Origin of the sequence: Paenibacillus sp. FSL A5-0031, assembly GCF_001956295.1 — a bacterium.
Taxonomy (GTDB): Bacteria; Bacillota; Bacilli; order Paenibacillales; family Paenibacillaceae; genus Pristimantibacillus.
Map to the genome: position 1 here is coordinate 180,062 of NZ_MRTD01000004.1, position 26,530 is coordinate 206,591.

General features: G+C 46.0%; 21 protein-coding genes and 1 pseudogene. 2 read left to right on the forward strand and 20 right to left on the reverse strand.

Translation table 11 applies throughout. The annotated features are described in order from the left end of the window. Positions 1 to 62: 62 nt before the first annotated feature. The 10 genes from BK120_RS09180 to BK120_RS09225 all read right to left on the reverse strand — a co-directional run bounded on the left by BK120_RS09180 (position 63) and on the right by BK120_RS09225 (position 13,526). On the reverse strand, positions 63 to 821 hold the full coding sequence (locus BK120_RS09180) for an iron ABC transporter ATP-binding protein (protein WP_076267195.1): 759 nt from the start codon (positions 819 to 821) through the stop codon (positions 63 to 65). After that, positions 818 to 1,759 carry an iron chelate uptake ABC transporter family permease subunit gene (locus BK120_RS09185; RefSeq protein ID WP_076267196.1) on the reverse strand — a complete coding sequence of 314 codons (942 nt, stop codon included), beginning with the start codon at positions 1,757 to 1,759 and terminating at the stop codon, positions 818 to 820. The genes BK120_RS09180 and BK120_RS09185 overlap by 4 nt, the downstream gene beginning before the upstream one ends. Then, a complete protein-coding gene (locus tag BK120_RS09190) occupies positions 1,749 to 2,702 on the reverse strand; it encodes an ABC transporter permease (RefSeq protein ID WP_076267197.1) in 954 nt (317 codons plus the stop codon). Before BK120_RS09190 ends, BK120_RS09185 begins: the two co-directional genes overlap by 11 nt. Positions 2,703 to 3,887: 1,185 nt before the next feature. Further along, positions 3,888 to 5,597 (reverse strand): ABC transporter ATP-binding protein, encoded by a 1,710-nt coding sequence (locus BK120_RS09195; protein WP_076267198.1) that lies wholly within the window; start codon positions 5,595 to 5,597, stop codon positions 3,888 to 3,890. Next, a complete protein-coding gene (locus BK120_RS09200) occupies positions 5,584 to 7,446 on the reverse strand; it encodes an ABC transporter ATP-binding protein (protein WP_083681789.1) in 1,863 nt (620 codons plus the stop codon). The genes BK120_RS09195 and BK120_RS09200 overlap by 14 nt, the downstream gene beginning before the upstream one ends. A 224-nt stretch (positions 7,447 to 7,670) precedes the next feature. Next, complete coding sequence (locus BK120_RS09205) at positions 7,671 to 8,684, reverse strand: zinc-binding alcohol dehydrogenase family protein (RefSeq protein ID WP_076267199.1); 1,014 nt, start codon at positions 8,682 to 8,684, stop codon at positions 7,671 to 7,673. 14 nt (positions 8,685 to 8,698) lie between these two features. Beyond that, positions 8,699 to 9,643, reverse strand: a complete 945-nt coding sequence (locus BK120_RS09210) for an aldo/keto reductase (protein ID WP_076267200.1) — start codon at positions 9,641 to 9,643, stop codon at positions 8,699 to 8,701. A 64-nt stretch (positions 9,644 to 9,707) separates the two neighbouring features. Beyond that, positions 9,708 to 11,210, reverse strand: coding sequence for a UxaA family hydrolase (locus BK120_RS09215; protein WP_076267201.1), 1,503 nt, complete (start codon positions 11,208 to 11,210; stop codon positions 9,708 to 9,710). Continuing rightward, positions 11,203 to 12,699, reverse strand: a complete 1,497-nt coding sequence (locus tag BK120_RS09220) for a tagaturonate reductase (RefSeq protein ID WP_076267202.1) — start codon at positions 12,697 to 12,699, stop codon at positions 11,203 to 11,205. The genes BK120_RS09215 and BK120_RS09220 overlap by 8 nt, the downstream gene beginning before the upstream one ends. Beyond that, complete coding sequence (locus tag BK120_RS09225) at positions 12,696 to 13,526, reverse strand: amidohydrolase family protein (protein WP_076267203.1); 831 nt, start codon at positions 13,524 to 13,526, stop codon at positions 12,696 to 12,698. The genes BK120_RS09220 and BK120_RS09225 overlap by 4 nt, the downstream gene beginning before the upstream one ends. 177 nt (positions 13,527 to 13,703) lie before the next feature. Between BK120_RS09225 and BK120_RS09230 the strand changes: the two genes are divergently transcribed. Further along, positions 13,704 to 14,183, forward strand: a complete 480-nt coding sequence (locus BK120_RS09230) for a GNAT family N-acetyltransferase (protein ID WP_076267204.1) — start codon at positions 13,704 to 13,706, stop codon at positions 14,181 to 14,183. A 9-nt stretch (positions 14,184 to 14,192) separates the two neighbouring features. Then, complete coding sequence (locus BK120_RS09235; protein ID WP_076267205.1) at positions 14,193 to 15,053, forward strand: AraC family transcriptional regulator; 861 nt, start codon at positions 14,193 to 14,195, stop codon at positions 15,051 to 15,053. Between the two features lie 67 nt (positions 15,054 to 15,120). Here BK120_RS09235 and BK120_RS09240 read toward each other — a convergent pair whose 3' ends face one another. The 10 genes and pseudogenes from BK120_RS09240 to BK120_RS09285 form a co-directional block, all read right to left on the reverse strand. After that, entirely contained in the window at positions 15,121 to 15,915 is a 795-nt protein-coding gene (locus BK120_RS09240) for an ABC transporter permease (RefSeq protein ID WP_083681793.1), read from the reverse strand. Next, positions 15,912 to 16,787, reverse strand: a pseudogene (locus BK120_RS09245) (ABC transporter ATP-binding protein); the annotation flags it as partial. The pseudogene BK120_RS09245 and the gene BK120_RS09240, both read right to left, overlap by 4 nt. A gap of 105 nt (positions 16,788 to 16,892) precedes the next feature. Then, a complete protein-coding gene (locus BK120_RS09250) occupies positions 16,893 to 17,957 on the reverse strand; it encodes an ArsR/SmtB family transcription factor (RefSeq protein WP_179089770.1) in 1,065 nt (354 codons plus the stop codon). Positions 17,958 to 18,173: 216 nt separating this feature from the next. Next, complete coding sequence (locus BK120_RS09255; RefSeq protein WP_076267208.1) at positions 18,174 to 19,118, reverse strand: EamA family transporter; 945 nt, start codon at positions 19,116 to 19,118, stop codon at positions 18,174 to 18,176. 115 nt (positions 19,119 to 19,233) lie between these two features. After that, positions 19,234 to 20,052, reverse strand: coding sequence for an inositol monophosphatase family protein (locus BK120_RS09260; RefSeq protein WP_083681795.1), 819 nt, complete (start codon positions 20,050 to 20,052; stop codon positions 19,234 to 19,236). Between the two features lie 53 nt (positions 20,053 to 20,105). Next, positions 20,106 to 21,053: a ComEC/Rec2 family competence protein gene (locus BK120_RS09265; protein WP_083681797.1), complete on the reverse strand. Its 948-nt coding sequence runs from the start codon at positions 21,051 to 21,053 to the stop codon at positions 20,106 to 20,108. 32 nt (positions 21,054 to 21,085) lie between these two features. After that, the gene (locus tag BK120_RS09270) at positions 21,086 to 22,168 is read right to left on the reverse strand and encodes an ABC transporter ATP-binding protein (protein WP_076267210.1); all 1,083 of its coding nucleotides are present in this window, start codon (positions 22,166 to 22,168) and stop codon (positions 21,086 to 21,088) included. Between the two features lie 12 nt (positions 22,169 to 22,180). Beyond that, positions 22,181 to 23,827 (reverse strand): ABC transporter permease, encoded by a 1,647-nt coding sequence (locus tag BK120_RS09275; protein WP_083681799.1) that lies wholly within the window; start codon positions 23,825 to 23,827, stop codon positions 22,181 to 22,183. A gap of 86 nt (positions 23,828 to 23,913) precedes the next feature. Then, positions 23,914 to 25,029, reverse strand: coding sequence for an ABC transporter substrate-binding protein (locus BK120_RS09280; protein ID WP_076267211.1), 1,116 nt, complete (start codon positions 25,027 to 25,029; stop codon positions 23,914 to 23,916). Between the two features lie 49 nt (positions 25,030 to 25,078). Then, on the reverse strand, positions 25,079 to 26,413 hold the full coding sequence (locus tag BK120_RS09285; RefSeq protein ID WP_076267212.1) for a hypothetical protein: 1,335 nt from the start codon (positions 26,411 to 26,413) through the stop codon (positions 25,079 to 25,081). Positions 26,414 to 26,530 lie beyond the last annotated feature (117 nt).

Below are 26,530 nucleotides of genomic sequence, written 5' to 3' on the forward strand. Positions count from 1 at the left end.
CCCTAAATCAATTTTTTTATATTGAAAAACTTGAAAACCGGAAGTAAGTAAATCTTTCATGACTACTTAAAATAGACGCCGATACGATTCCCGTTTATGAGCTCAATCGGTATGTCCATGTCATAGATGTCATGAAGCACGGCGTTGTCGATGATCGTCTCGGTTGAACCTTCCTTGACGACCTTTCCATCCTTCAACGCCACGATATAATCGGAGTAGCAAGAAGCGAAATTGATATCGTGAATAACGAGCACGACCGTTTTGCCAAGCTCCTCAACGAGCCGCCGCAGCACCTTCATAATTTGGACGGAGTGCTTCATATCCAAGTTGTTGAGCGGTTCATCCAGCAATATGTATTCGGTGTTCTGAGCGATAACCATCGCAATAAATGCACGCTGGTTTTGTCCACCGCTCAGTTCATCAAGGTACTTGGCTTGCAGATCAACAAGATCCATATAAGCAATGGCTTCATCTACTTGCTGCCAATCTTCCTTCGTCAGCTTGCCTTGTGAATAAGGGAACCTGCCGAAGCTGACGAGCTCCCGTACCGTTAAACGAAGATTAATATGATTCGACTGTTTTAAGATCGATATCTTTTTGGCAAGGTCAGCACTTTTCCAGCTACTTACTTCCTTCCCCTCAATTAACACTTGGCCGCTGTCCTTCGCTAACAATCGGCTAATCATAGAGAGAAGCGTACTCTTGCCTGCACCGTTCGGTCCGATAAACGAAGTGACCTTTCCCTTCGAAATCCGAATCGATACATCCTCAATAACCGGCTTGCCGCCATATGATTTGGAAACATTTTTAACCTCTATCATGCTTTCTTCTCCCTTAGCAGCAAATATAAAAAGTACGCTCCGCCGATGAAGTTAATAATGACGCTAATCGTCGTTTCAAACGTGAACACATGCTCTACGAGCAGTTGACCGCCTACGAGTGAAATGATGCTGATGAGTATCGCTCCTGGAATGAGATAGCTATGCCGGTAGGTCTTCATGAACTGATAGGCTACGTTGACGACGAGCAGTCCAAGGAAGGTAATCGGCCCAACTAAAGCCGTGGATACAGCGATCAGAATGGCAACGATGACGAGCACTCTTTTGACAACATAATCATAAGGAATGCCAAGATTGACTGCATGCTCCTTGCCCAGCGACAACACGTCAAAATATTTGCTTAACCGCATGCCGTAAATGGCTACAAGAGCGACGATGATGATTGAAATGATAAGCAGATCCGTGTTGACGTTATTGAAGCTGGCGAACATTTTCCCCTGCACAATTAGAAATTCATTCGGATCAATAAGAACCTGCATGAACGTCGACATGCTCCCGAACAATGTGCCCATCACTAGCCCTATTAATAGAAGGAAATAAAGATTTCTGCCTTCCCTTTTGAATAGAAACTTATAGAGCAGCAGGGCGAATGCTATCATTGCCGCTATCGTAATAAAAAAATTAAGATGCTTGTTTGTGCTTGGCAGACTCATCGATCCAAAGGTAAAAACGACGAAGGTTTGAATCAGCATATAAAGGGAATCCAGCCCGATAATGCTCGGCGTCAAAATACGGTTGTTCGTAATGGTCTGAAAAATCATAGTGGAGTAAGCAATAGCGCCCCCGGTTACGACAATCGCCAGTACCTTCTTCAATCTTCTTGGCAGTGCATAATCCCAATGGGTCCCAAGATCGATGAACAAAAATACGGCAATTAATGCGACGCCCAGCACCGCAAGCAAACTTAGTTTAAGCTTCATATGCCTTTCTCCTCATCAACAAGTAAAGAAAAATAATGCTTCCGACAACGCCGATCGTGAGTCCGATTGGAATTTCATACGGAAAAATAATTAGGCGGCCAAGCACATCGCACACCAGTACGAATATGGCTCCAAGCACCGCCGTGTGCGACAGGTTTTTCTTCAAATTGTCGCCCATATACAGCGTCACGATATTCGGAATAATGAGGCCAAGGAAAGGCAGCGTACCGACGGTCAAAATGACGATAACCGATACAAGAGCTACAATTACAAGTCCGATGTTAACGACAAGCTTATGATTCATTCCCAAATTGGTTGAAAACTCTTCGCCAAGGCCAGCAATGGTAAACTTGTTCGCGTAGAGATAAGCTACTACGAGCAGCGGCAGGCTCACATACAGCAGCTCGTAACGTCCGCTCATCACAAGCGAGAAGCTGCCTTGCAGCCAAGATGAGATGTTTTGAATAAGATCATTTTTATAGGCAAAAAATGTAGTAACAGAGCTGATGATGTTACCGAACATCAATCCTACCAGCGGAATGAAAATCGTATCTTTAAATTTCAGACGATCGAGAATTTTCATGAACAGATAGGTTCCTGCGAGTGCAAAAGCAAACGCGATCAGCATTTTCTCAAGCGTACTCGCCGATGGAAACACCATTAAGGCAACGAGTATACCGAGTCTAGCGGAATCATCCGTTCCGCCGGTCGTTGGCGATACAAATTTGTTGCGGCTTAGCTGCTGCATTATCAAACCTGTAACGCTCATGCCGACGCCGGCAATTATAATACTGATAAGCCTAGGGAAACGGCTGATGGTGAGAACCTGAAGCTGCTCATCCGTCAGACTGAACAAGTCCAGCGGCGAGATGTCTTTTACTCCGATAAATAAAGAAGTAATCGATAATACAATAAGCACGACAAAAAGATACCATAGCTTCATACTCAATCCTCGAATCATCACGAATATTATCAGAGATAATCATTCTCATTAATTATCAAAAAAATACATTGCCTCCGCTTATCATCATTCAATGATAACCATTATCAGCAACATTCACTATGTTACACGAATTTCAGATGATCGGAATGGACTTTCCTGTTTTCAAGGATGGACATTTCTATACAGCTGGGAGGTGTGACGGGTTGGTGAACATGGATACGCTCCGTTCGGGGAAGCTAATTAGCGGTTTGTGGCTCTGTCCTCACCAAATTCACTATTTCTGCGCAGATAGCTCTATAAACTAGTCTTATCCAAGTAGCTCATCTCGCCAATGTGCCTCTAAAGTGTGAACTGATCAGAAATAGAGCTAGAATATAGCTCTATTTTCACCATATCCACCATTTCGAGGCAGTTAGAGCTAGAAACTAGTCTTATTCAAGCAGCTCGACTCGTCAAAGTACCTCCAAAGCGTGAAATCATCAGAAATAGAGCTAGAAACTAGCTCTATTCTCACCAAAATCACCAAGCCAGCGCAAATAGAACTAAAAACTAGTCTTATTTAAGCAACTCATCTCATCAAAGTACCTCTAAAGTGTGAACCGATCAGAAATAGAGCTAGAAACTAGCTCTATTCTCACCAAAATCAACATTTCAGCGCAAATAGAACTAAAAACTAGTCTTATCCAAGCAGCTCATCTCATCAAAGTACCTCTAAAGTGTGAACCGATCAGAAATAGAGCTAGAAAATAGCTCTATTCTCACCAAAATCACCATTTCAGCGCAAATAGTGCTAGAAACTAGTCTTATTCAAGCAGCTCATCTCGTCAAAGTGCCTCTAAAGTGTGAACTGATCAGAAATAGAGCTAGAAACTAGCTCTATTCTCACCAAAATCACCATTTCAGCGCAAATAGAGCTAGAAACTAGTCTTATTCAAGCTGCTTTTCTCGCCAAAGTGCCTCTAAAGTGTGAAGTAATTAGAAATAGAGCTAGAAACTAGCTCTATTCTCACCAAAATCAACATTTCAGCGCAAATAGAGCTAGAAACTAGTCTTATTCAAGCAGCTCATCTCGTCAATGAACCTCAAAAGTAAAACATATTAAAAATAGAGCTGGAATCTAAATCTAGATTCCAGCTCTACCTCCATACAAACAGCCTAACTTGCTTGCTGCTTCATAAATTGCATCTAATGCTGCGCCATGAGCAGCTGTTGATACACCTTGCCTGTGGCGAGCAGCTCTTCATGGGTGCCGGTCTCGGCTAACGATCCTTGATCCATAACAAAAATCACATCAGCATTCTCGATAGTGGACAACCTATGTGCGATCATAATTGTCGTCAGCCCCTTCCGTCTTGCTTCTAGACCAGCCAGCAGCTGACGCTCTGTCTCTAGATCGAGCGCTGACGTCGCTTCGTCCAGCACCAAAACTTCCGGATCACTGACAATTGCCCGTGCAATTGCAATACGTTGACGCTGTCCGCCGGATAGCTTGATGCCCCTCTCTCCAATATTCGTGTCATAACCGTCAGGCAGCCCCAGAATAAAATCATGAATCTGAGCGATACGGCAAGCTTCCTTCACATCCGCTTCGGTGACCTCGTCTCTGCCTAACATCAGATTTTCACGAATGGTATCAGAGAACATATACGGGTCTTGGAATACAACAGACACCTTACTCGCCCACTGCTCGCGGTTGAAGATTTGGGCGTCCATATCGTTCAGCTTAAAAGTCCCCTTCGGCGCATCAAAGAAACGAACCAATAGCTGAGCAATGGTTGATTTTCCTCCCCCGCTCGTCCCTACAAAAGCAATTTTGCTTCCGATCGGCAGATCAGCCGAAAACCTGCGAATGACCTCCGGCAGCTCTGGCGAATAGCGAAAGCTCGTATCCTTAAAGGACAACTGCTCAATCGGTCCCGCTATACTCTTTTGACCCTTATCTTGCTGTTCCATTTCCAAAATACGCTGAACCCTGTCCACGTTAGCAAGCTGCGACGACATGCCCATAATAAATTGAAATAGATTATAGAAGGAATCCGACATTTGCGTAGAAAACTGAAACAAGATGACGAACGTTCCGATCGACATTTGTTCATGAATAAGCTGCATACCGCAGTAGCCAAGCACAAGAATGCCAATGCCCCATTTCATCGGGTCGCTGTAGCGAATTTGCCGATTCACGAGTTTTCCTTCAGCCATTACCTGCTCAAAGTATTCCGCAAACATTTTATCGTAAAGCTTCATTTCCCACTTCAATCGGTGATAAGCAACCACTTCTCGTGTTGATGCTACCCCCTCTTCAATTTGTATCAGCAGCGCGGTACGTTTCTCCGCTACCTGTCTAGCCTGCGCCTTCAGCTTGGGCGTAAAATAAAAGCCGATGAGTACATATATCGTACAAAGCCCCACAATCATAAGCAGCAAAATAGGGCTGGAAATGCCAATGATCGTCATCAATATGCAAAGGTTTAACGTCTCCTGTATACCGCGCGGAATCTGCCAGCCCATCACGCTAGCCGAGACGAACAGATCCTGCGTGAACGAATATACGTATTTGCCGGTCCGCTCATTTTGGAACCGTTCAACAGGTACACCTTCAAGCCGCTTCAGCATTCGGGAGAGCAAAGAGCGGCTGACTGCAAACTCATTGCGAACGAGACTTCGGCTCGTCATCGTAAACATTAGCGAGTAGACGAGCCCTGCAAGCGCGAATATGGAGATGACAATCGGCATCAGCTCATACTTGCCTTCCGTAAACACGTCATCAATTAATATTTTTTGAACATATACAATCGTATAATTGGATACGGACTCCAGTGCGAGATAGAGCAGCACAATGAGATAAGTGCCTTTCAGCATAACGGAGTTCGACCAAAAGATTTTAAGATACTTCATGTGCCACCCTCTCTTCCACTGCTTCGGATTGCCCGATTTCCAGCTCATACAGCAGCCCTTTGCGTACAATCAGCTCTTCATAGCTTCCTGCCTCCGCGACGCGGCCCTCGTGAATGACAACAATTTTGTCAAAATGCTTCACTGTTGACAGCCTATGTGCAATCGCAATCGTCGTACGGTTAACCAGTACTTCATCAAGCGCACGCTGCACTTCATATTCACTTACATTATCTAGAGACGAAGTCGCCTCATCGAGCAAAATAATAGCTGGCTGCTTTACAAACATCCGCGCAATCGATACTCGCTGCTTCTGTCCGCCAGACAGCTTCATGCCTCGCTCGCCAACGAGCGTATCGTAGCCTTCGGGCAGCTGCATAATGAAATCATGCGCATAAGCAGCTTTGGCGGCTGCAATCACTTCTTCATCGCTTGCTTCTGGTTTGCCGAATCGAATATTCTCTTTGACAGAAGACCCGAACAGATAGGTTTCTTGAAATACATAACCGATCGACTCTCTCAAACGCTCTAGCGTCATTTGCTGTATAGGTACACCATCCAGCTTAATCATGCCAGCAGTCGGATCGTAAAAACGCCCAATCATTTTAAACATCGTAGTCTTGCCGTTGCCGCTTGCCCCTACAAAGGCGACCTTCTCTCCTGGCTTGATGGTGAGCGAGAAGCCGTTAATAACAGGAGGCTGCTCCGGATACTGAAAGTAAACATCCTCGAACGTAAGTCCGCCGCGTACCTCATCAAGAGCGATGGGATCGGCCGGATCATCAATCTCAATTTCTTTGTGCATGAATCTATATAGCGGAATCGTTTGGTGGATGATGAGCTTCTGTTCCGTAAGCTGGGTGACGAGCAGCGTAAGGCGGAACATCGTCGTCATGTATAAGAGGGTGAAGGCGATAAAACCGCCTAATGTAATCCAATTATTTTGGAGAGAGTAGTAGCCCGTAATAAATAATGCAATGGCGCCCAAATAAAATGTAAACCGCCGAAAGCTGCCTCGCCCGAAGCTATACGTAGCAGCAAGCAAGTAAACATGCGACCACTCTTTATGTTTCCCGAGCGTCCGTCCATGGTACCAGGGCTGCGAGCCAAACGCTCGAAATTCGCGCAAGCCGGATATGCTTTCGTAAACCGATTGATTATAGGCAATTCGTGATTGACCGGATTCTCTCCCGTAAAGGGAAGCTTTCCGTTCAAAATAGGGCCCAAACAAATAATAAAGCCCGAATGTTGGCAGCATGATGAGGCATAACCAGCCGCTAATGCTGAGCAGCAAACAAATAGCTACCGCTATAAAAAGCAAGTTTTCGATGACGCTCGGAAGGACATTGCGGTATATTTTCTGAACCGAAGCTACCTCGGAGTTGAACATCGACAGCGTCTCGCCCGCAGGGTGCCGCTCGTAATGAGCAAAGCCGAGCTTGCGCAAATGCTTGAAAATCGCCGTTTGCATATCGCGAGAGGCAAGCTCTCCTATCGTCCGCTGCAATAGATTACGATAATTTTTGGCGATAAGCATGAGCAAATTAATAGCTACAAGAGCTCCCAAAATCATCATAAAAAGCGAGGTATCCTTGTTGACTACGACATGATCGATAACATATTGGATCATCTTTGGCGTTAATGTTTCCCCGAGCACCGCCATCGTACCGCAGGCCGCAAGAGCTGCGATTTGCTTCTTATAAGGCGTCAAAAACTTTAGCGCCCAAATGTAGGAGCTTTTTGACTCATTCAGCTCAGCCTTCTGTTTTCCTTTGTCCGCTTGCTTGCGAGCCTGTTCGCTCATCTGCTGCGATGGCCTATCGGCTTCCGCAGCTTTTTCTGTTTTTAGCATCGTTGTTCCCTCCTCGTTTCTGTTTGTTAAACCCCTTTATACAACCTATTTTTTGGCAGTTGGCTACCTATCATAATTCTGGGTACACATTTTGTCAACGCACAAAATGATTATAATCATTCATTACCAAGCAGCATCACCACTGCACATAAACACGTAAAAAGCCCGGCTCAAGGCACCAGCGCCTGTTGACCGGACTTTCTATAATAGTTGCGATATCTTGGCTATAATTCCACAATCGCTTTAATAACCTTTGATTCTGGCTTCAGCCAGCTATCGAAGTGGTTGATCATTTCCGCAAACGGCACACGATGCGTAATGAAACTAGCCACATCAATGCTGCCGCTTCGCACAGCTTCTTGAACTGCTGAGAAGTCCTCAATAGTCGCATTTCGGCTTCCCATTAACGTCATCTCCCGCTTGTGAAACTCAGGATCGTTGAAGGAGAGCTCCGCTTTGACGAGGCCAACATATACAAGCTTGCCTCCGTGTGCGACAAAACTAAATGCATCGCTCATCGATCTTGCGCTGCCGGTTGCATCGAATACAACGGTTGGAAAATCGCCATCCGTTAATTCTGAAATTTTCGCCGCAGCGCCTTCCCGAGCATTAACCGTCTCATCCGCCTTCGCCCATTGCTTGCAAAAGGCTAGGCGTTCCTCCTGAATATCCATTGCAATCACCCGCGCACCGCGATGTTTGGCAAAAGCCATAACACCAAGACCAATCGGTCCAGAGCCAAAAACGAGCACCGTTTCGCCAGCTCGAAGCTCCGCGCGGCGAACGGCATGTGCGCCAATGCTCAGCGGCTCAAGTACGGCTGATTGATCAAGCGTCAGGTCGTTCGTCACGAGCAAATGTGTGGTCGGTACGACAACTAGCTCGCGCATGCCGCCATCAATATGCACGCCTAGCACCTTCATGTCCGTGCAGCAATTCGTTTTCCCATTGCGGCATGCAATACATGTCCCGCAGTGCATATATGGAATAATGCTTACCTGATCGCCCGCTTTAATCTTGCCTTGCTGATCATCCACCTGCTCAACGATGCCAGCCAGCTCATGACCCAGCACGCGCGGATAAGAGAAGAAAGGTTGATTTCCTTTATAGGCATGCAGGTCGGTTCCGCAAATTCCTATTCTCCGAATACGAACGACTGCAGTCCCCGGCTGCAGGACAGGCTCCTCTTGCTCAACCAGCCTAAGCTGATCGACTTGTTCACATATGATTGCTCTCATCCTGCACCTCTCCCTTAAGCGTCGATTCTCGTATTGTATTCTTCTCTTCCACTTTTCCAGCTAAGGTTATGAATCGGCTCCAATATAGCAAGAACCTCTCGCAGCAGCTGTTCATTAATCGGCTCGTCCGTCCATTCTATATTTTTACGGATATTAGCCGGATTAGCTGTACTCACCAGTGTGGTTGGGATTCGTTCATTCGCCGTGGCGAATTGTACAGCCAGCTTGGCGATATCCTCGCCCTTAGCAGCACAATACTCGGCGGCTTTCGCACATAAAGCACGTATCTGTTCACCAGCAGGATGCCAGCTCGCAACTGCGCGATTGCCAAGCAAGCCCATCGAAAGCGGCGATGCACTAACAAGCCCAACCTGCTTTTGCTCCAGAAGCGGCAATAGCTCCAGCAAAGCGGTATCATTTAAAGAATAATGGCAATAGGAAAGTACAGCATCGAGCTCGGTATACGCGAGCGATTTCTCAAATACAGCAAGCGGAAGCCCAGATACACCCGAGTATCGGATTTTCCCCTGTTGTTTCAGCTTATCGAGTGCTAAGAACGCACCCTCTGCAACTTGCTCGAAGGGAACAAATTCAATATCATGCAAAAACAATATATCGATATAATCCGTCTGCAGCCTAGTGAGGCTTTCATCCACGCTGCGGATGATACGCTGCTCCGAGAAGTCGAACTCGTCCGCACCATACCTTCCAGCCTTCGTTGTCAGAATAAACCGATCTCTCGCAATCTCAGTTATCGCCTTGCCAAGCACCGTCTCCGCTTTCGTTAAGCCATAATACGGCGAAACGTCGATCAGATTAATGCCCATATCCACCGCAGTATGCACGGTACGAATGCTTTCTGCTTCGTCCGTCTCTCGAAATACAGAACCTAGCGAGGATGCGCCAAAGCTGAGAGCTGACACCTCGAGTCCTGTCTTGCCAAGTTTACGATATTTCATTTATATCCACTCCGATTTTGAGAATCAATCTGTTATTGCCGTTTATCACCGTTCGCCGCCGCTTTTACAAAATAACGCCGTCTTTAAAAATCGCGATTTCCTTAAACCCGTTCCGCTCATTGTGTGTTTGCACTTCGCCTGAAGCTAAGCTGATTAATTGCTCCCACAGCTCGTCGGTCAGCGTCTCCATGCTTTTGCTCTCAAGCAGCTCACCTGCGTTAAAATCGATCCAGTTTTTCTTGCGGGCAGCAAGCTCACTATTCGTCGCAATCTTCACCGTTGGAACCGGCCCGCCAAACGGCGTTCCCCGTCCTGTCGTGAACAGCACGATATGTGCTCCTCCGGCTGATAACGCCGTAACCGATACCAGATCATTGCCAGGCGCTTCTAATAAATTGAGACCGCTGCTCGTAATGCGCTCCCCATAAGGCACAACATCCCTTACAATAGCGTGTCCGCCCTTTTGAGTGCAGCCGAGTGATTTTTCCTCTAACGTACTGATGCCCCCTGCCTTATTTCCGGGCGATGGATTCTCATAAATTTCTTGGTCATGCTTTATAAAATATTGCTTGAAATCGTTTATTAAATGAACAATTTTGTGAAAAACCTGCTCATTTGCTGCGCGGCTCATCAATATCGTCTCTGCGCCAAACATCTCAGGCACCTCGGTCAATATAGCTGTGCCGCCCGCTTCGATCAAACGATCCGATACCGCCCCTACGAGCGGATTCGCCGTTATGCCGGACAAACCATCCGAGCCGCCGCATTTCAGGCCAAGCTTCAGCTTCGATACGGAAACCGGCTCGCGCTTGAATCGCTCTGCATAACTTACGAGCTCTTCTACCAATCCCAGCGCGTCCTCGATCTCATCCTCTGCCTCTTGCGACTTGAGAAACTTTACTCGTTCCGCGCTATGTTCGCCAATTGCCCGCTTAAACGCATCAATCTGATTGTTCTCACAGCCTAAGCCGATAACGAGTACGCCCGCTGCGTTCGGATGGTTTACGAGTGAGGCAAGCAGCTTCTGTGTATGCACAAGATCATCGCCAAGCTGCGAGCAGCCGAACGGATGTGCAAAATGGTACACCCCATCCACACGTCCTTCATAAAGCGCATGTGCTTTTCTTGCTACAATCTCACAGGTTTTATTAATGCAGCCGACCGTGTTAATAATCCAAATTTCGTTTCGTATACCGACATCGCCATTCTCGCGAATAAAGCCTCGAAAGGTACGATCAGCATCACGCAATACTGCTTTCACTTCTGCTGGCGACGGAGTCTGCTCATACGAATAATCGAGAAATCCTTTTAAGCCCGTCCCCATGTTATGGGTATGAATCCAGCTGCCTGGCTCAATATCTTCCTTCGCAACTCCAATCGAGTAACCAAACTTGAGCACATGCTCCCCTTTGCGGACAGCTCGCGTCAGCACCTTATGACCCTTCGGCACCTCATCTTGCAGCTCAAGAACTAGCCCCGATTCAAGCGTCAGCTTATCCCCTTTTGCAAATGACTGCAGCGCAATAACGACATGATCATCCTCATGCAATCGAATCCAGCTATTCATTCGCTACTCGCTCCATTTCCTCTATGCTCGTGCTTACCGCAGCTGCTAGTTCTGGCCATAGTGCCGCCAAATCACATCCCCACACGTTTTCCAAATGCAGCAGTCTAGATATGGTCTGCTCCAGCGGCCATTTCTGCTCTTTCGCTTCCGACCATACAGACGCAATGATGGCAAGCAAGCCAGCATCATCCCGCACCACGTACGACAATCCGCTTAACGTTTTCCCTTCGTAACCCGTCTCACCAAGCATTACTTTGTAATACCGCAACAAACCAGCAAAACCTTGTATAAGCCCAGTTGGCAGCATATTACCATCTTCCGCATAATGAAGCAGGGATGGAAGCAGACGCACTTTAAATTTACTTAAGCTGTTCATCGCAATATCCGCAAGTCGATGACGAATGAACGGATTAAGAAAACGTTCATAAACATCCTGTGCATAGGCGTGCAACTCCTCTTCAGAAATGGCAAGTGACGGAATAATTTCTGTCTCTACTGTTGCTCTCACCAGAGGACCAAGCACTGTATCCTCCATCGCTTCCCGCACCTGCTCCATATCATGCAGCAAGCCAAGCGGCGTCATTAACGTGTGTGCACCATTCAAAATTCGTACCTTCCTCAGCTGGAAAGGCTTCAAATCCTCGACATAATGTACATTCAGACCCACCTTGCGCAGTGGGAGCAGCTCATCAAGCTCCGGTCCTGTCTCAATCGCCCATAAATGATACGGCTCTGCTGTGCTCAGCATGGAATCGGAGTAGCCCCATTCACCAAACCAAGCTTCGGCCTGCGCTGCATCGGGATAACCCGTAACAATGCGATCGACTAATGAGTTCAGAAAACGGTTATGCTGAGTAACCCAATGTTTGAATTCTTCGGAATATCCCCAATCATCGCTATAGCGCAAAATACAGCTGCGAAGCTCATCGCCATTACGTTCCAGCAGCTCGCAAGGCAAGCATACTAAGCCGCGCTTCGGATCGCCTTTAAAATAATTAAACCTACGGTAAAGCAGCTGTGTCAGCTTGCCGGGAAACGACTGAATCGGTTGTCCCTCGATGAGCTCCTCCGGTCGATAAACAAGTCCCGCTTCCGTCGTGTTGGATACGACAACCTGCAAGTCGGGGCTTTCGGCCAAAACGAGATATTCATCCCAATTGGAATACGGATCAAATACTTTGCTAAACACAGAAACAATCTCTGTACGCTCCACGCTGGCACCATTCTCCAAACCGCGAACAACAAGCGTATATAGACCGTCCTGTTCTGCCAGCGCATCAATCTTTGGTTTGCCTCCGGGACGCGGCTGCGTCACCGCAATGCTTCCCTCGTATAAGCCTTGATTCTTGCAAGCTTGAATCATCCAGTCAAAAAAGCCGCGCAAAAAATTGCCTTCGCCAATTTGCAGTACCGTAATCTTAGCTTGCTTCATTTCCATATATCGCTGTTTCTGATCTTCATTTAATTGCTGCTCGTTTAAAGTATTCATATTCGATAAAACTCCTTTGCGTTTCGTCCAAACAACCGCTCTCGCTCTAATTCCGTCCATGTCTGCGGCAGCGCCTGCTCCAGCACGGACACAACCTCGTCGTAGCTTGCCGCAAGCAAACTGACCGGCCAATCACTGCCAAACATGACCCGCTTGTAACCAAATGCTTCGAGCGCATGCTCGATGTAGGGCAAGAAATCAGCTGGTTGCCAGTTATCATGATCCGCTTCTGTGACCATTCCCGAGAGCTTGCAAAATAGATTAGGATGAGCGGCCATTTGGCTAATCTGGCTTTTCCAAGGCTCAAGCTCCCCAGCTTTTATTCTAGGCTTCGCGATATGGTCAATGACCGCATGAAGGCCTGGCACTTTATCCAGCAGTTCAACTAGAGGAGTAAGCTGATGCGACACAACTAACAAATCTATCGGTATTCCTTTGTCTGCAAAATATGTGAACGCTTCCAAATAGCTTGGTGCCAAAATCGCATTCGCATCGGGCATCTCTTGAATCATGACACGGAAGCCTACACATTTCGGATGCTGCGCAAAACGCTCGTAATGATTGCGATAATCCGGATCGGCAAGATCCAGCCATGCGACAACGCCTAATATCGTATCGGACGACTCGCTTAATGTCAGCAAATAATCCGTTTCTGCAAGCGTCGCTGCCGCCTGCACAACAATCGTACCGTCCAGCTTATGTTTATTTAGAAGAGGCTCCAAATGCTGCGGCAAAAAATCGCGGTAAAGCACCGGAATATCTGGTGTGATCCAGCCGTAATCCCCTCGATCAATCTTCCAATAATGTTGATGCGCATCTATTCTCATCTCATCAGCCTCTTTTCTAACAAAGTAGCTTCCTCTTCATTATAAAAAACAATATTGATAGCTGAAATAATCAATTCATGCATATTTGTACTCTTTTTTGATATTTGTTACAATCAGGCTGATACTAGGAGGACTAGCGCTTTTTGAAACTTAAAATAGAATGAAAAAGGTGATCGGATGATCCGTCCGTTTAAATTTGAAGATGTAGATTACATCATTAACTCCCACTACAATCTTTACAATAAGGAGTTCCAATACGATCTTTCTTTCCGAGCGTTTATTGCTGATCGTGTACATGGTTTTATCGAGAGGTCAGATCCTAATGAGAACATTTGGATTTTGGAAAGCGAAGGAAAGCAGCGTGGTTCGATTAGTATTCATAAAGTAAATGAGGATACCGCTCAGCTCGGTTTGTTTCTCATTGAGCCTGACGTAAGAGGAGCTGGTTATGGGCAGCAGCTGGTACAAACGGCGATTGATTTCTGTAAGGGGTTAGCTTTCAAAACCATCATCCTCTGGACCAACAGTGAGCTCGTAACAGCAAGACGAATCTATGCTAAAAATGGATTTGTTTTAAAGGAGAGTCATACTGAAATGTTGTCTAATAAACAACTTATCGAAGAGAAGTGGACGTTATCTATTCATACAGGAGAGTGAGGGAAAGCTATGAATCCCTATCGTAAAAGGTTCGATGCCCATACACCGTTTCCGTTTGAATGCGTATATCGTGACACCAAGAGCGCGCAAAACGAATTGCCTGATCATATACACGATTGGTATGAACTCGTTTATATTTATAGCGGCAAAGGTACGTTCTTTATCGATCAGACGTTTTATGATGCTGTTCCCGGCGACATCTTTCTCATTCCCGGAAACACGATCCATCGCTCCTTTCCAGATTCGAATGACCCGAAAACATCAACTGCGCTTTTCTTTAACGCTTCACTCGTGCACAGTCCGCGACTTGGCGATTCTTTCTCCTATTTGCGCTGCTTCGAGCAAGCCAAGCGCCATAAGGCGTACAAGCTGTCGAAGGCATCTGCTGAAGAGAAACAACAATTAGTCGATTTAATCGATCGGATACATTTAGAGGAAATGGACAAGCTGCCAGGCAATCGCCTAGCTATCCTTCTTCATCTCCAACAAATATTGCTGTTCCTCGGGCGCATCCTCGCTCCCTCTGAAGAAGGCCAAACGGTTTCCTCAACCGCTCCAAGCTGGATGACCGCTGTATTAACCTATATCGATGAGCATCCGAGCAGCCCTCTAGGGTTGTCACAGCTTGCCAAACGCGCATCGGTTACGCCCGCTCATTTTTCGCGTGTTTTCAAAAAACTAACCAGCATGAACGTTACGGAATATGTCACGACCAAACGAATCATCCGCGCGAAAGAGCTTTTGATGGAGAGCGATGCCAATATTGCCGAAATAGCCGAGCAATGCGGCTTTGAAAGCCTTCCGCATTTTCACCGTATGTTCAAGAAGCTAACAGGCATGACACCCTCGCATTATAAGAGGAATGAATAATGGATGAAGTAAAAAGGCTTCCTCCGCAAGGTTTTCACAACCTGTGCAGGGCAGCCTTTTCTACATATTAAACTCGCCAGCTGACCAGTCGATTAACGATGACCAGTGTCATAGCTGTGTAGAGAAGCATCATGAGGCAATCCAGCATGACCCCTTGTGTCCAGCCTTGAAGCAAAACTACGCGCATGGCGTCGGCTGCATAAGTTGTAGGGAAAATATACGAGACGACCTGCAGCGCTTTAGGCAGCTGATTGAGCTCTACCATGACAGGTGATAGGAAGGTTACAACCATCATAAGCAGCTGAGCTAGCATGCTGGTCAACTGCTGATTCGGCGACCAGAAGCCGATGCATACGCCAAGTCCTACCACACTCGTCAGCGACAGCAGCATAACGACTGGCAAACCCCATGATAGATGAAGGTCTACGCCATAAACAAAATAACCAATGACACCCAGCAATACGAAGGACGGAATCGTGCTCATAAGCCCGCGCAGCAAATTAGCGGCTACGAAGTTTATTTTCCGGATTGGAAGCGACGAATAAAATGTAAAATGTCCTTGATGCTTTTGCATCGATATTTCTTGCCCCATACTGTTTAAGCCCATAATAATGACGCTAAATATCATATTGCCCGCAATGATTTGAACCATCATCTCCGGGGCAGGGTCAGCGATAAAGAAACGCATAAATAAAATCGTCGTGAGCGGAAACATCGTTGCCAGCAGCACAACGATTACCCAGCTGTCACGTATAAGCGCGAATTGAATGCGGAATAAAATTTCCAGCTCCGTCCATAATCGCTTCGGTCCAGATAGTTGTATGGACTGCATGTGTCGCAAGCCAAGTGGTGTTCCATTCATGATGCGGATACCTCCTTCATCGCCAAATCATCAATATGGAAATAAACATCCTCTAAGCTTGGAGGCACTACGGCATATTCCAAAATCGGCAGCTCTGTATGGTCGATAATATACTCTAGCACTCTGCCGGCAACATTCTTCTCAACTAGCAGCAGCAAACGATTCTCTCCGCTCTCCTGCACGATCCCGTAATGATGAAGGGCAGCAGCCGCTTCGGCACGACGCCCATTCTCTGTCGTAAGCTCAAATTTCAAGCGCTGATCAACCTTCTGCTTTAACGTTGCTACATGATCAATCGCCAGCAGCCTGCCATGATTGATGACAGCCGCTCTGTCTACAACCTGCTCAGCCTCCAGCACATTATGCGTGACCAAAATAATCGTCGCGCCTTCGCGGTTGCGCTCCTGGATTAAATTCCAAACGAGCCGCCTTTTTTTCGGATCAAGCTCATTGGTAGGTTCATCAAAGATAAGCACAGGTGAACGGCCAATTAACACTGTGCCAATACCAATCAATCGTTTCTGTCCCCCGGACAGCTGCTTCAGCAGCTTGTTTCTTACATCCGCCATATCAAATTGCTCCAATAATTCCTTCGCCTGCTTTTCTGCCTCTGATGCTGGCATCCCTCTTAGCCTGCCCGTAAAAGACAGAGCCTCATGCACTTTCAGCGCTGACAGCACATGCGGCTCCTGCGCGTAATAAGCCACCATGCCGGATACGTGACGAGTATTCTTCATCACATCCTCGCCGCAAAACAAAACCTGCCCTTTGGTAGGTTTCAATTGACCGACCATTTGTTTAATGAGCGTCGACTTGCCCGCCCCATTCGGGCCGAGCACGCCGAGTATCTCTCCCTCTCTAATCGTAAGCGAGATATCATCATTGGCTGTGACCATCGTTTTGCCTTTCTTATATACCTGACTAACTCCCTTTAGCTCGTATACATACTCACCCAATCTCATTCACTCCCTTATGGATTACGGCAGCAGCTTGCGCCTTGTTTGCTCCCAGTAATAAGCGATTTTTTCTTTGTCGAGCTCATAATAGATGCGATTATCTACCCGAATCAGCTGAATGAGATTAAGATCAAACAACATATTCGTATGATAGCTTATAGCAGCAGGCGTTAAGCCCATTTCCTGAGCAAGCTCATTGCCATAGTAATTTTTATGGCGGAGCAGCTCAATCAATTCCAGCCTTCGCCTATCGGCAATAACCTTCAAGAAACGCTCAATCGTCTCTTGATCCTCGTTACGCCATGCAAAAGCGTCATTGTTGATTCCAATCACCACCAAATGGGAATGTCCTTCCCGGTCATCGCGATGAATGCCAACACGCACCTGCGAAAAATAACTAACATGAACGGCTGTCTCTTTATCGACCAGATCAACATCCATCTTCGTAATATCACGGATCGCGCGCTCTGGCTGTTCATCAAATAAGGCACGATATTTCACAGCTCCAGCTTCGCCAAGCTCCTTCAAGCGATCTCGCATAGGCATATAGGCGTAACGATGAAACTGCTCCATTATAAACAGAGTCCGCTGTTTGTATTCCTCAGAAAATCGAATATGTTCCAGCAGTGCCGCATGCTCCGCTTGATCAGGCAGCTCACATCCCGCAACGAGCTCGTAAAGCAAGCCCGCATCCTTTGAGATGTCTCCCCAGTCTCTCCCCTTCGTCCATTCCATGTTCTCGTCATTATATTTCGCAGCTGTCAGATGGAAGACGAGCTCGCTTGCAGGCTTGCCACGGTAAAACGCCAGAAAATCTTCAGAACTATTCAGCTTGTCTCGTTCCTCTACAAACAGCACAACCATGACATAGTCAAGTCGCTCTTTAAACATGTTGTCACCAAACAAGGCAGCTATCTCTGCTTTCACATAATTGCTCATGCTCGCATTCGCAGTCTCTGCCATACGAATCATTTCGTCATCCAGTATAAAATGAATCTCGCGCGCAAAAGCCTTCATATGCTCGAATTGCGCAACAAATTTCATCGTGACTAAAAATTCAATAGGCTCATGATAAGAAAAATGCAATCTTTTGGCTGCTATTTCCCAGTCTAAAATAATTAACGCCTCCATACTTCGTTAAGTATTCGTTTAATGTTATTTAAATAATACATAAAATTCATTTAACATTGGTTAAACATTAATTTAAATGAACCAACCTAAATTGTCAATATCATCCACTAAAAAAGCTCTGCACAGGCTTAACTTCTTAGCCCATGCAAAGCTTCTTCTATTCATTATTTCTTACGATCCGAATAATCGCATCAGCAAGATACCCGCGAAGGCAAGTGAAATGCCGGTAATCTCTATCTTCGTGAACTTCTCTTGCACAACGAATCGTGTATAGAGCAGCACAATCAGAACGTTTAGAGCCGTGACAGCTGATACTAGCCCCGCTTTGCCAAGATCAAATGCGGTTACAATAAGCATCATGCCGACAGCGTTAGTTGTGCCGACGGCCAAACCAATAAGAAACGTTTTTTTGCCGCTCCAAGCCGGTGGCTTAGCGGTTAAACTAACGCTGGAAGAATGCTGTGACACACGCACTTCACCCCGGGCAGCGACCGCACCCTGCAGCGACAACGCTCTTCTAGCTCTCTCCGCTTGCAAGTCTCGCAGCCACCATATACCAAAACACGATGCGCCCGTCACAAACATAAAAAACATGGTAGGAAACAAATCTGCTTCCATAATTGTTGACCATTTGCCTGACAAATCATTTGCTGCAAACAACAGCATGGCCAGCAGCCCCCACTGTGCTCCTTGCAAATTGCGCAGCGAGATGTCATTCGACAGCCGAACGAGAAGCACTCCGCCAACAATTACGACAAATGCAATGAATTGCATCGCATGGAGTTTTTCTCCCCAAAGTCCAAACGCAACGATCACAACAACGACTGAAGGCAATGCCGTTAGTATCGCTACAAGTGAAGCCTTGCCGACTGCAAAACCCTTGAACATGCTGGCATTCGCACCGAATGAAAACAAGCCCATTTGAATGCCTATCAACGCCGCGAGCGTCCAGTTCGATGAGAACACTAACGCGCAAATACCATTTACGAGCGCTCCCATAGTAAACGCACCGCATAGCAACAAGTTACGGTTAAGCGGCTTCTGACTCGTCCAATGGTACAGAATGCCTCGCAAGCCAAAACATAAGGCTGCAAACACTGAATAAGTAAGCCACATGAGTGCAATAGAACCCCTTTCTTAAATCAAACCTATATGAAAGATAAACAAAAAGGAAGCGGTTGTCTACACCGCTTCCCTTATTTAAACGAAAGTAATAGGCTAAATTCCTCTCTCACTTCAAAACAGCTAACAAAGAATGGTGAATGTACGAATTGGAGGCAACTAGCGTATCATCGCTCAATTTAAACTCATTTCCGGCACGGTTTGATATCTTCCCACCCGCTTCTTGAATAATAATCAAGCCAGCGGCGACGTCCCAAGGATAAAGCCCATCATGCCAAAATCCAGTCAATCTCCCCGATGCCACTAAACATAAATCAAGGCTAGCGGAGCCAATAATACGCACATCTCTAGCTGCACCTGTTATTTTTGCTATTTGCTCCACTACGCTTGAATTGGCTTTCCATTCCTTGGCTGGGAATCCCGTGCCGAGCAGAGCTTGACCTAACTCTTGCTCCTGACCGACTTGAATCGGAATGCCGTTCAGAAACGCACCGCCATGTTTCCGGCCGAAATAAAGCTCATCCGTTACCGGATTATAAACGACTCCACCTATCGGTATTCCATCCTTTATGATGCCAACCGAAATCGCAAAATGGGCCATTTTATGAATAAAGTTTGTTGTCCCGTCGATGGGGTCAATAATCCACCCGTATCCTAAAGGCGGCTGCAGCATTAAATGATGAGAGTCTTCCCTGCAGCCATCGGTTTCTTCCGACAAAATCCAGTGGCTCGGATAATCATTCATGATTCGATTGCGAAGCAGCTCTTCGCTTTGCATATCTACTATCGTGACAAGGTCGGATTGATTTTTCTTTTCATGAATTTGAAGAGGCTGCTTCATGAGCTCCAAAATCAATGCACCTGCTTCTTTCACATATCGGACCGCATCCCGCATTATCGTATCTTCCATTTCTAGCTGTTCGTTCATTACTGCACTACTCCTATCACAACTAGATTAATAATAAGTTTATGAATCCATAGTTAAAATCCGATTTGAACCTTTAAACTCCCATTTTCGATTTCGAGTTTCTCACCAGGGGCTAGGCTGCCCGTCAAATAGAAAGATGCGTCTGTATTGGAACGAAGCTCCTCCCATTCATTCAGAAAAGCCGAAGATCGTATGATGCTAATGGGTATAATGCAATGCTTCGGTTGTATCCAAGATAATATGCGCGCATTAAAACCATCCTGCAGCCCATGATGAGAGACCTTTAAGATTGAGCTTCTAATGTCTATTCGCTGTGCTAAACGTTTCCATCCCGGCTCCAATAAATCACCGCCAAAAAGAACAGTCGAATCCGGCTCCTCCATGAAGCTAAGCCGATAAACAGAACTATCATGATTGGACAGCTCAAAAAATTTGGCGGTATTCTCAAGAATATAATCATCCTCGTAGCATGCTGAGTTCGTGCCCGCTTCAAATAAAACATCAAAAGCCGGCAGAGGATCGCTATGCCATGGGTACAACTGAGTGAAGACAACGCCTTCCTCTGACCAAACGATACTGTCCTCGCTAGATCCATAGGCGCTCCGCCATATCATTTCAGTCCCTTGCTCGCTTAATACGTGAACCAGCTCCAAATAAGAGGCCAGCATAGCGAATACTCTTTTTGTAAAATCGTCCCCTCGTTCTTGAACCAGCTGCTCTGGCGGAAGGATGAACGGTTCATAGGGGAGAATAGCTTTGGTTACTGATTTCACTCGGGCGATGTCCAAAAGCCCATTAACATGATCCTCGTGGATATGCGTTAAAATCATCCAGTCCAATTGTTCAACGCTGTTACGGTTCATCCAAGATAAGGGATGGTCTTGAACAGGCGAGGATACACCGTCTCCCCCATCAATTAAACAAACTTTTCCTGAAGGGAGCTCGATGAGGTGAGCATCTCCCCAGCCTACATTCAGAAACTGAACTTTAGCGCTCATCATATCTCAACACCTTTATGGTTAGTTTCGTTGTTTCACCTTTCCATAGGCAGCAGATGAATTTTTTGCTTATCTACAGACAAATGCACGGTGCCCTGCAGATACCCGCGCACACTTGGGCTCGAATCATCCACAATCCACTGCAGCGGCGAGCCATCGATCCAATAACGAATCATCCGTCCTTGAAAGCTGCTTCTTTGAATGCTCCCGCTCCAAACGTTCTCTTCTCCATTTGTCGCTTCGCCTATTGAAATGCATTCCGGTCGAATGACCAAGGTTACTCTGTCGCCGGACCGAAACGGATATTCGCCACGATTCACCTTTAGCACAGAGACACCGCATTTTATGATCAAATCGTCTCCTTCTATCGCTGCTACTTCACCCTCTATGAAATTAGCTGTCCCTACAAAATCAGCTACAAACTTATTATTTGGTTTAAAATAAATGTCCCAAGGCGTCCCGACTTGCTCGATACGCCCTTTGTTGAACACAGCAATCCGATCAGAGATGGCCAAAGCCTCATCCTGATCATGTGTCACGAAGATAGCTGTAATTCCGAGGCGCTGCTGCAGCTCTCTAAGCTCATTTCTTACTTCAACTCTCATTTTGGCATCCAGGTTGCTAAGCGGTTCATCCATCAATAATATCTTCTGTCCCATAATAAGTGCTCTTGCAAAGGCAACTCGCTGCTGCTGTCCGCCGCTAAGCGCTCTAGGAAGACGATCCTGCATCCCTTGAAGCCCAAACATATTCAGCATCGCATCCACTTTCTCCCTCGCTTCTTGCCGAGGAAGCTTCATGAGCTTTAAGCCGTATGCAATATTTTCATAGACGGTCATATGCGGGAAGAGCGCATATTCCTGAAAGACTAGCGGCGTATTGCGCTTGAATGCCGGAAGCCCGTTCGCTTTTTTGCCTTGAATATATATGTCACCGGCATCCGGTTCATAAAATCCTGCAATCAGCCGCATCAGCGTCGTTTTGCCGCAGCCGCTTGGCCCGAGCAGCGTAGTAAAGCTGCCCGCCGGAATATCGAGGGAAACGTGACTGATCGCCTCGAAGTCTCCAAATCTTTTCGACATATTCGTAATTTGAATCATCTGTTCCTCTGTCTTCATGTTATCCTCCACTTAAAGTTCTATCGATCTGCCTTGTTTCTTTAGAAACAGCTGAGCGGCTGCCAGTACAATAAAAGCAATAGAGATGAGTACGATAGTAAAGGCTGATGCGCTTCCCCATTCCCCATTTTGTACAAGCCCGAGAATCGACACTGTACCTACGGAAGTTTTTGCTGAGTAAATAAAAATGATGACGCTGAGGCAGGTGACGGACCGCAGGAAAGATACGACAATGCCTGAGATAAACGCTCCTCTCAATAACGGAAGAAGCACCTTCCTGAAGGTCGTTATGTTACTTGCCCCCAGATTAAGCGATGCCTCCTCCAGCGCTCCGCTGATCTGCTGCAGTCCAGCAAGACACGCACTATAGCAGGTTGGCAAATTCCATACCATGAGTGCTAGAACCATGATAAGAGAAGTCCCTGCAAGATGAAGCGGCTGTCCATTAAAAGCCATTGCAAAGCCCAGCCCTAGAAATACGCCCGGAACAGCCCCTGGCAATATAGCTAAGAAATCAAGCAACCGATTAATACCTACTCGTTTTCTTTGCACGATAAAAGCGAGCGGCAAAGCCAGAATGCCTGAAGCCAGCGACGCAATCGCCGCAAACTTGATACTGTTAACCATCTCACGGCCCTTTGCAGCAACATAAGTCAAATTCTCGAGAGTGAACGACCAATCATACCCCCAAGTTTTAGTAAAAGCGCCGTATACCAAAACGCCATATACCGCAAGGATAAAGACTGTAACGAACATGCAGAAGCCAAACAATGTCCATTTCACAGCAGGAGGCAGAGGGAAATGCTCAAGCGATGTTTCTTTGCCTGTGACAGTAACGTATGATTTTTTGCCAACCCAGACTCTATTCCATACAAATAAACCAAGTGCAGGAAGCAGAATAGCTGTTGACAGCACAGAAGCCGATTTCAAATCAAACATACCTGACATCTGCATATAAGCCTCTGTCGGCAGTACATTAAAGTTTCCGCCTATAACGATGGGGTTGCCAAAGTCAGCTAAAACACTCATCGCTGCAATTAGCACCCCGCCCGCTATACCCGGTCTGCAAAGAGGCAGCAGTATGTTCTTAAATACTTGCCAATGCGTTGCTCCAAGATTGTAAGCCGCATACTCCAAATTCGTTGAGGTTGACTTCATAACGCCATATATGACGGCATAAGCGTATGGAAAAAAAGTAATGGTCTGAACCAGCCATAAGCCGTGCCAGCCATAGATATCAAAATTTACATGCAGCACATATTTCGTAATCATCCCTTGTCTGCCAAAGAGCAGGATATACGATAACGCCACAATAAACGGTGGTGAAACAATTGGCAGGATCGTTATAAATCGGAACAGTCCCTTAAATGGAACGTTCAATCTTGTCATCGTATAGGCAAATATGAATGCGACGACCATACATGAGATGCTGGAAATCACCATCATGAACAAGCTGTTCAATGCCGCATGATACCATCTGGGATATGTAAATAACTTCAAATAATCCCCTAGTTGAGAGAAGCTGATTACTTTAAGGATTGGCCACACAACAAAATAACTTGTAATAAGCATGATCACAATAATAGCTGCCGCTAAAACAGGATCATTTTTTAACCTTTTCAATTCCGCCCAGGTGTCTTTGACAGTAGTTGAAAACAAAACCTTTCACACCTTTCGGTTAAACGTGTATACACTCCGCTTGCTAACGCATGGCCGCAGGCGGAGTGCATTCGTTTATCTGTTAATTATTTCTTGTCGATCATTTCCGTAAATTTCGCTACAACGTCTGCTTTCATTTCGGAAGCCTTGGTTCTGTCATAATCAACAAGCTTCACATCTTCAATCTTGATCATGCCTTCTGGAGCGGCTACATCTTTTCTTACAGAGTAGCGGTTGGAAAGCTGAGTATTCATTTCTCCAACTGGCTTCGTTAACAGCCAATCTACAAATATCTTCGCATTTTCTAGATCCGCTCCGCCTTTTACAATACTTACACCGCCAATTTCAAATGCGGTTTGCTCTGGAACGATAACTTTAATCGGGTAACCTGATTTAGCGGATTTGACGATATCATGCGCCCAAGACATTCCGGCAATGAATTCGCCTGTTGCTGTAAGGTTGATTCCGTCTCCTGCAGCTTTTGTATAGTGATGAACGTTTTTATTTAGCTTAGAGAGATAATCCCAACCTTGTTCTTCACCCAAGCGGAATAATTGATCTGCAACAAAGATGTAGCCGCCGCCCGCTGTCGCAGGGTTCGATGTTACAAATTGACCTTTATAAGCAGGATCAAGCAAGTCGTCCCACGTAGCCGGTTCTTTAATCCCTTTCGGCTCCAGCTCTTTTTTGAATCTTTCCGTATTTAGAACAATACCTAGAACACCCATATACCATCCCTGCCAGAAGCCTTTCGGATCGTTGAAGCGCTCTTCAATCTCTTTGGCATTTGGAGAAGTGTAGGCCTCAAGCAGCCCTTGATCAGCAAGTGTCTGATGAAATTCAACCGAACCTCCTACAAAAATATCTGCTTGCGGCGCATCCTTCTCCGCTTGAATTCGCGTACTGGTCTCTCCAGCATTACCTACACGCAAATAGTCCAGCTCAATGCCTGTATCCTCTTTGAATTTCTTCTGAATTTGGACAATGTCATCCTCATTCAGCGCAGCATATACAACCAATTTCTTCGATGCTGGTGCTGGTTTTTCCGTTTCCACTACCGGTGCATTCGTTGGTGCATTGGTTGCTTTATTTGCAGATTCTTGATTATTATTATTTGCTCCGCATCCCGATAAAAGGCTTGTTGCCATAAAAGCTGCCAGTACTGCCGTACCCCATAATTTAGCTGTTGGTTTCTTAAACATTTCCATCCTCCTATTTTTTATAGGGCTATGCCCATTCTCTATCCTTCAATTACTTCGCTGACACAATCGCTGATATGATGGCTTGTCCATTACTTGTTACAGCATTGTTCCATGTCACCGTATTTCCAGGAGCAACGACTGCTGATACATATCCCATGTCATCGTCACCAGAGGTTCCGTCTGAATCATAAGCATGGATTTCTACATTCGTATTGGATGGTTTGGCAACATAAACGGTGTTGTAGCTCTCCGAGAAGTTAGGTCCAAATTCCGCATCATTTGCGCCAAAAGCGATGTTGAAATTTTGGAATTTCGGTGCATCATTTTTTTTCCAGAACCTAGCGTCCGTCTGACCTTGGCCATTTACGTAAGCTTTAATAAAGATATCGCTTTTTCCGCCAAAGGGATCACGATCCTCTAGACTCTGCATATTAAGTAAGGTAATCTTATGAGAATAATACGGATTAGAGACATACGTATGCGAGAATTGACCAAGACCATTCAGATGCACGTCTACTTGATGAGCCGGATCTGACCAGTTCATCCCCTGAAGGGCAGGGCCATCGTCACTATCATCCCAGCCCCAAGGCGCTTTTGCTGAGTTGGACGTATGATTATCGCCTGCAAATGTACCGAATGAGGAAAAAATGTTAGGATCGGTTCTTTTGCTCCAAAGATCGCCCCATTCCATTAAATCGTAGCCGTATTGGTTAGTGTAGCTTCCGGAAGTATTGGTTGGAAACTCGGCTGTACCCGTATAATTGTAAACAATCCCATCTCCGCCTGGAGCGCTTGATCCGTCATAGGCTTTGACGCCATGTCCTCCGCTAGGGCTTTGGCCATTCGCCTGGCTGAATACTTTAGGATGGCTTCCATTGAATAGAACCCCGCCATCGACATCGTCTGAGCCTGAAGTAATGTTAGGATCATTCGTATAGTCATACCACTGATTATGGCCCATAGTCTCCATTAGCTGAAAAGATCCATATGTAGATCCATCTTTTCTGATGACTAAGAACAAACCTTCGAGGTCATTCTCATGCGCATCAAGAGGTCTCGTATAAGCATCGTCCCTAGCGTGGAAGAGATCGTACTCGATGAAATAATGAGTGAGCGTTTCTGATACCTTATAGTAGACATAAGCATTTTGATTAAAGTTGTTAAGATTTTCCCAATTATTACGCGCAATAAAGTCGCCATCATAATTGAAATTAGTTATAAAATCGGCTCTAACGTCTAGATCAGCATTCACATCTTGATAAATCTGAGGCGCCCAGTGAGCGGCTAATTCCGAATGACTTGCTGCATGCGTTACAGCAGCTCCGCTGAAGAAAGGAATGACCAATGCACATGCAGTCACAAGACTTAAAATGGTTTTCTTCATATACGAACTTCCCCTCCGGTAAATGAAATGAATTTCAATTGAAGATCGGTATAAGCTTACGAGCTAAAAATTCTGCAGCCCAGAGCAGCAGCACAGAATCATTGCAGCCTCATTCGA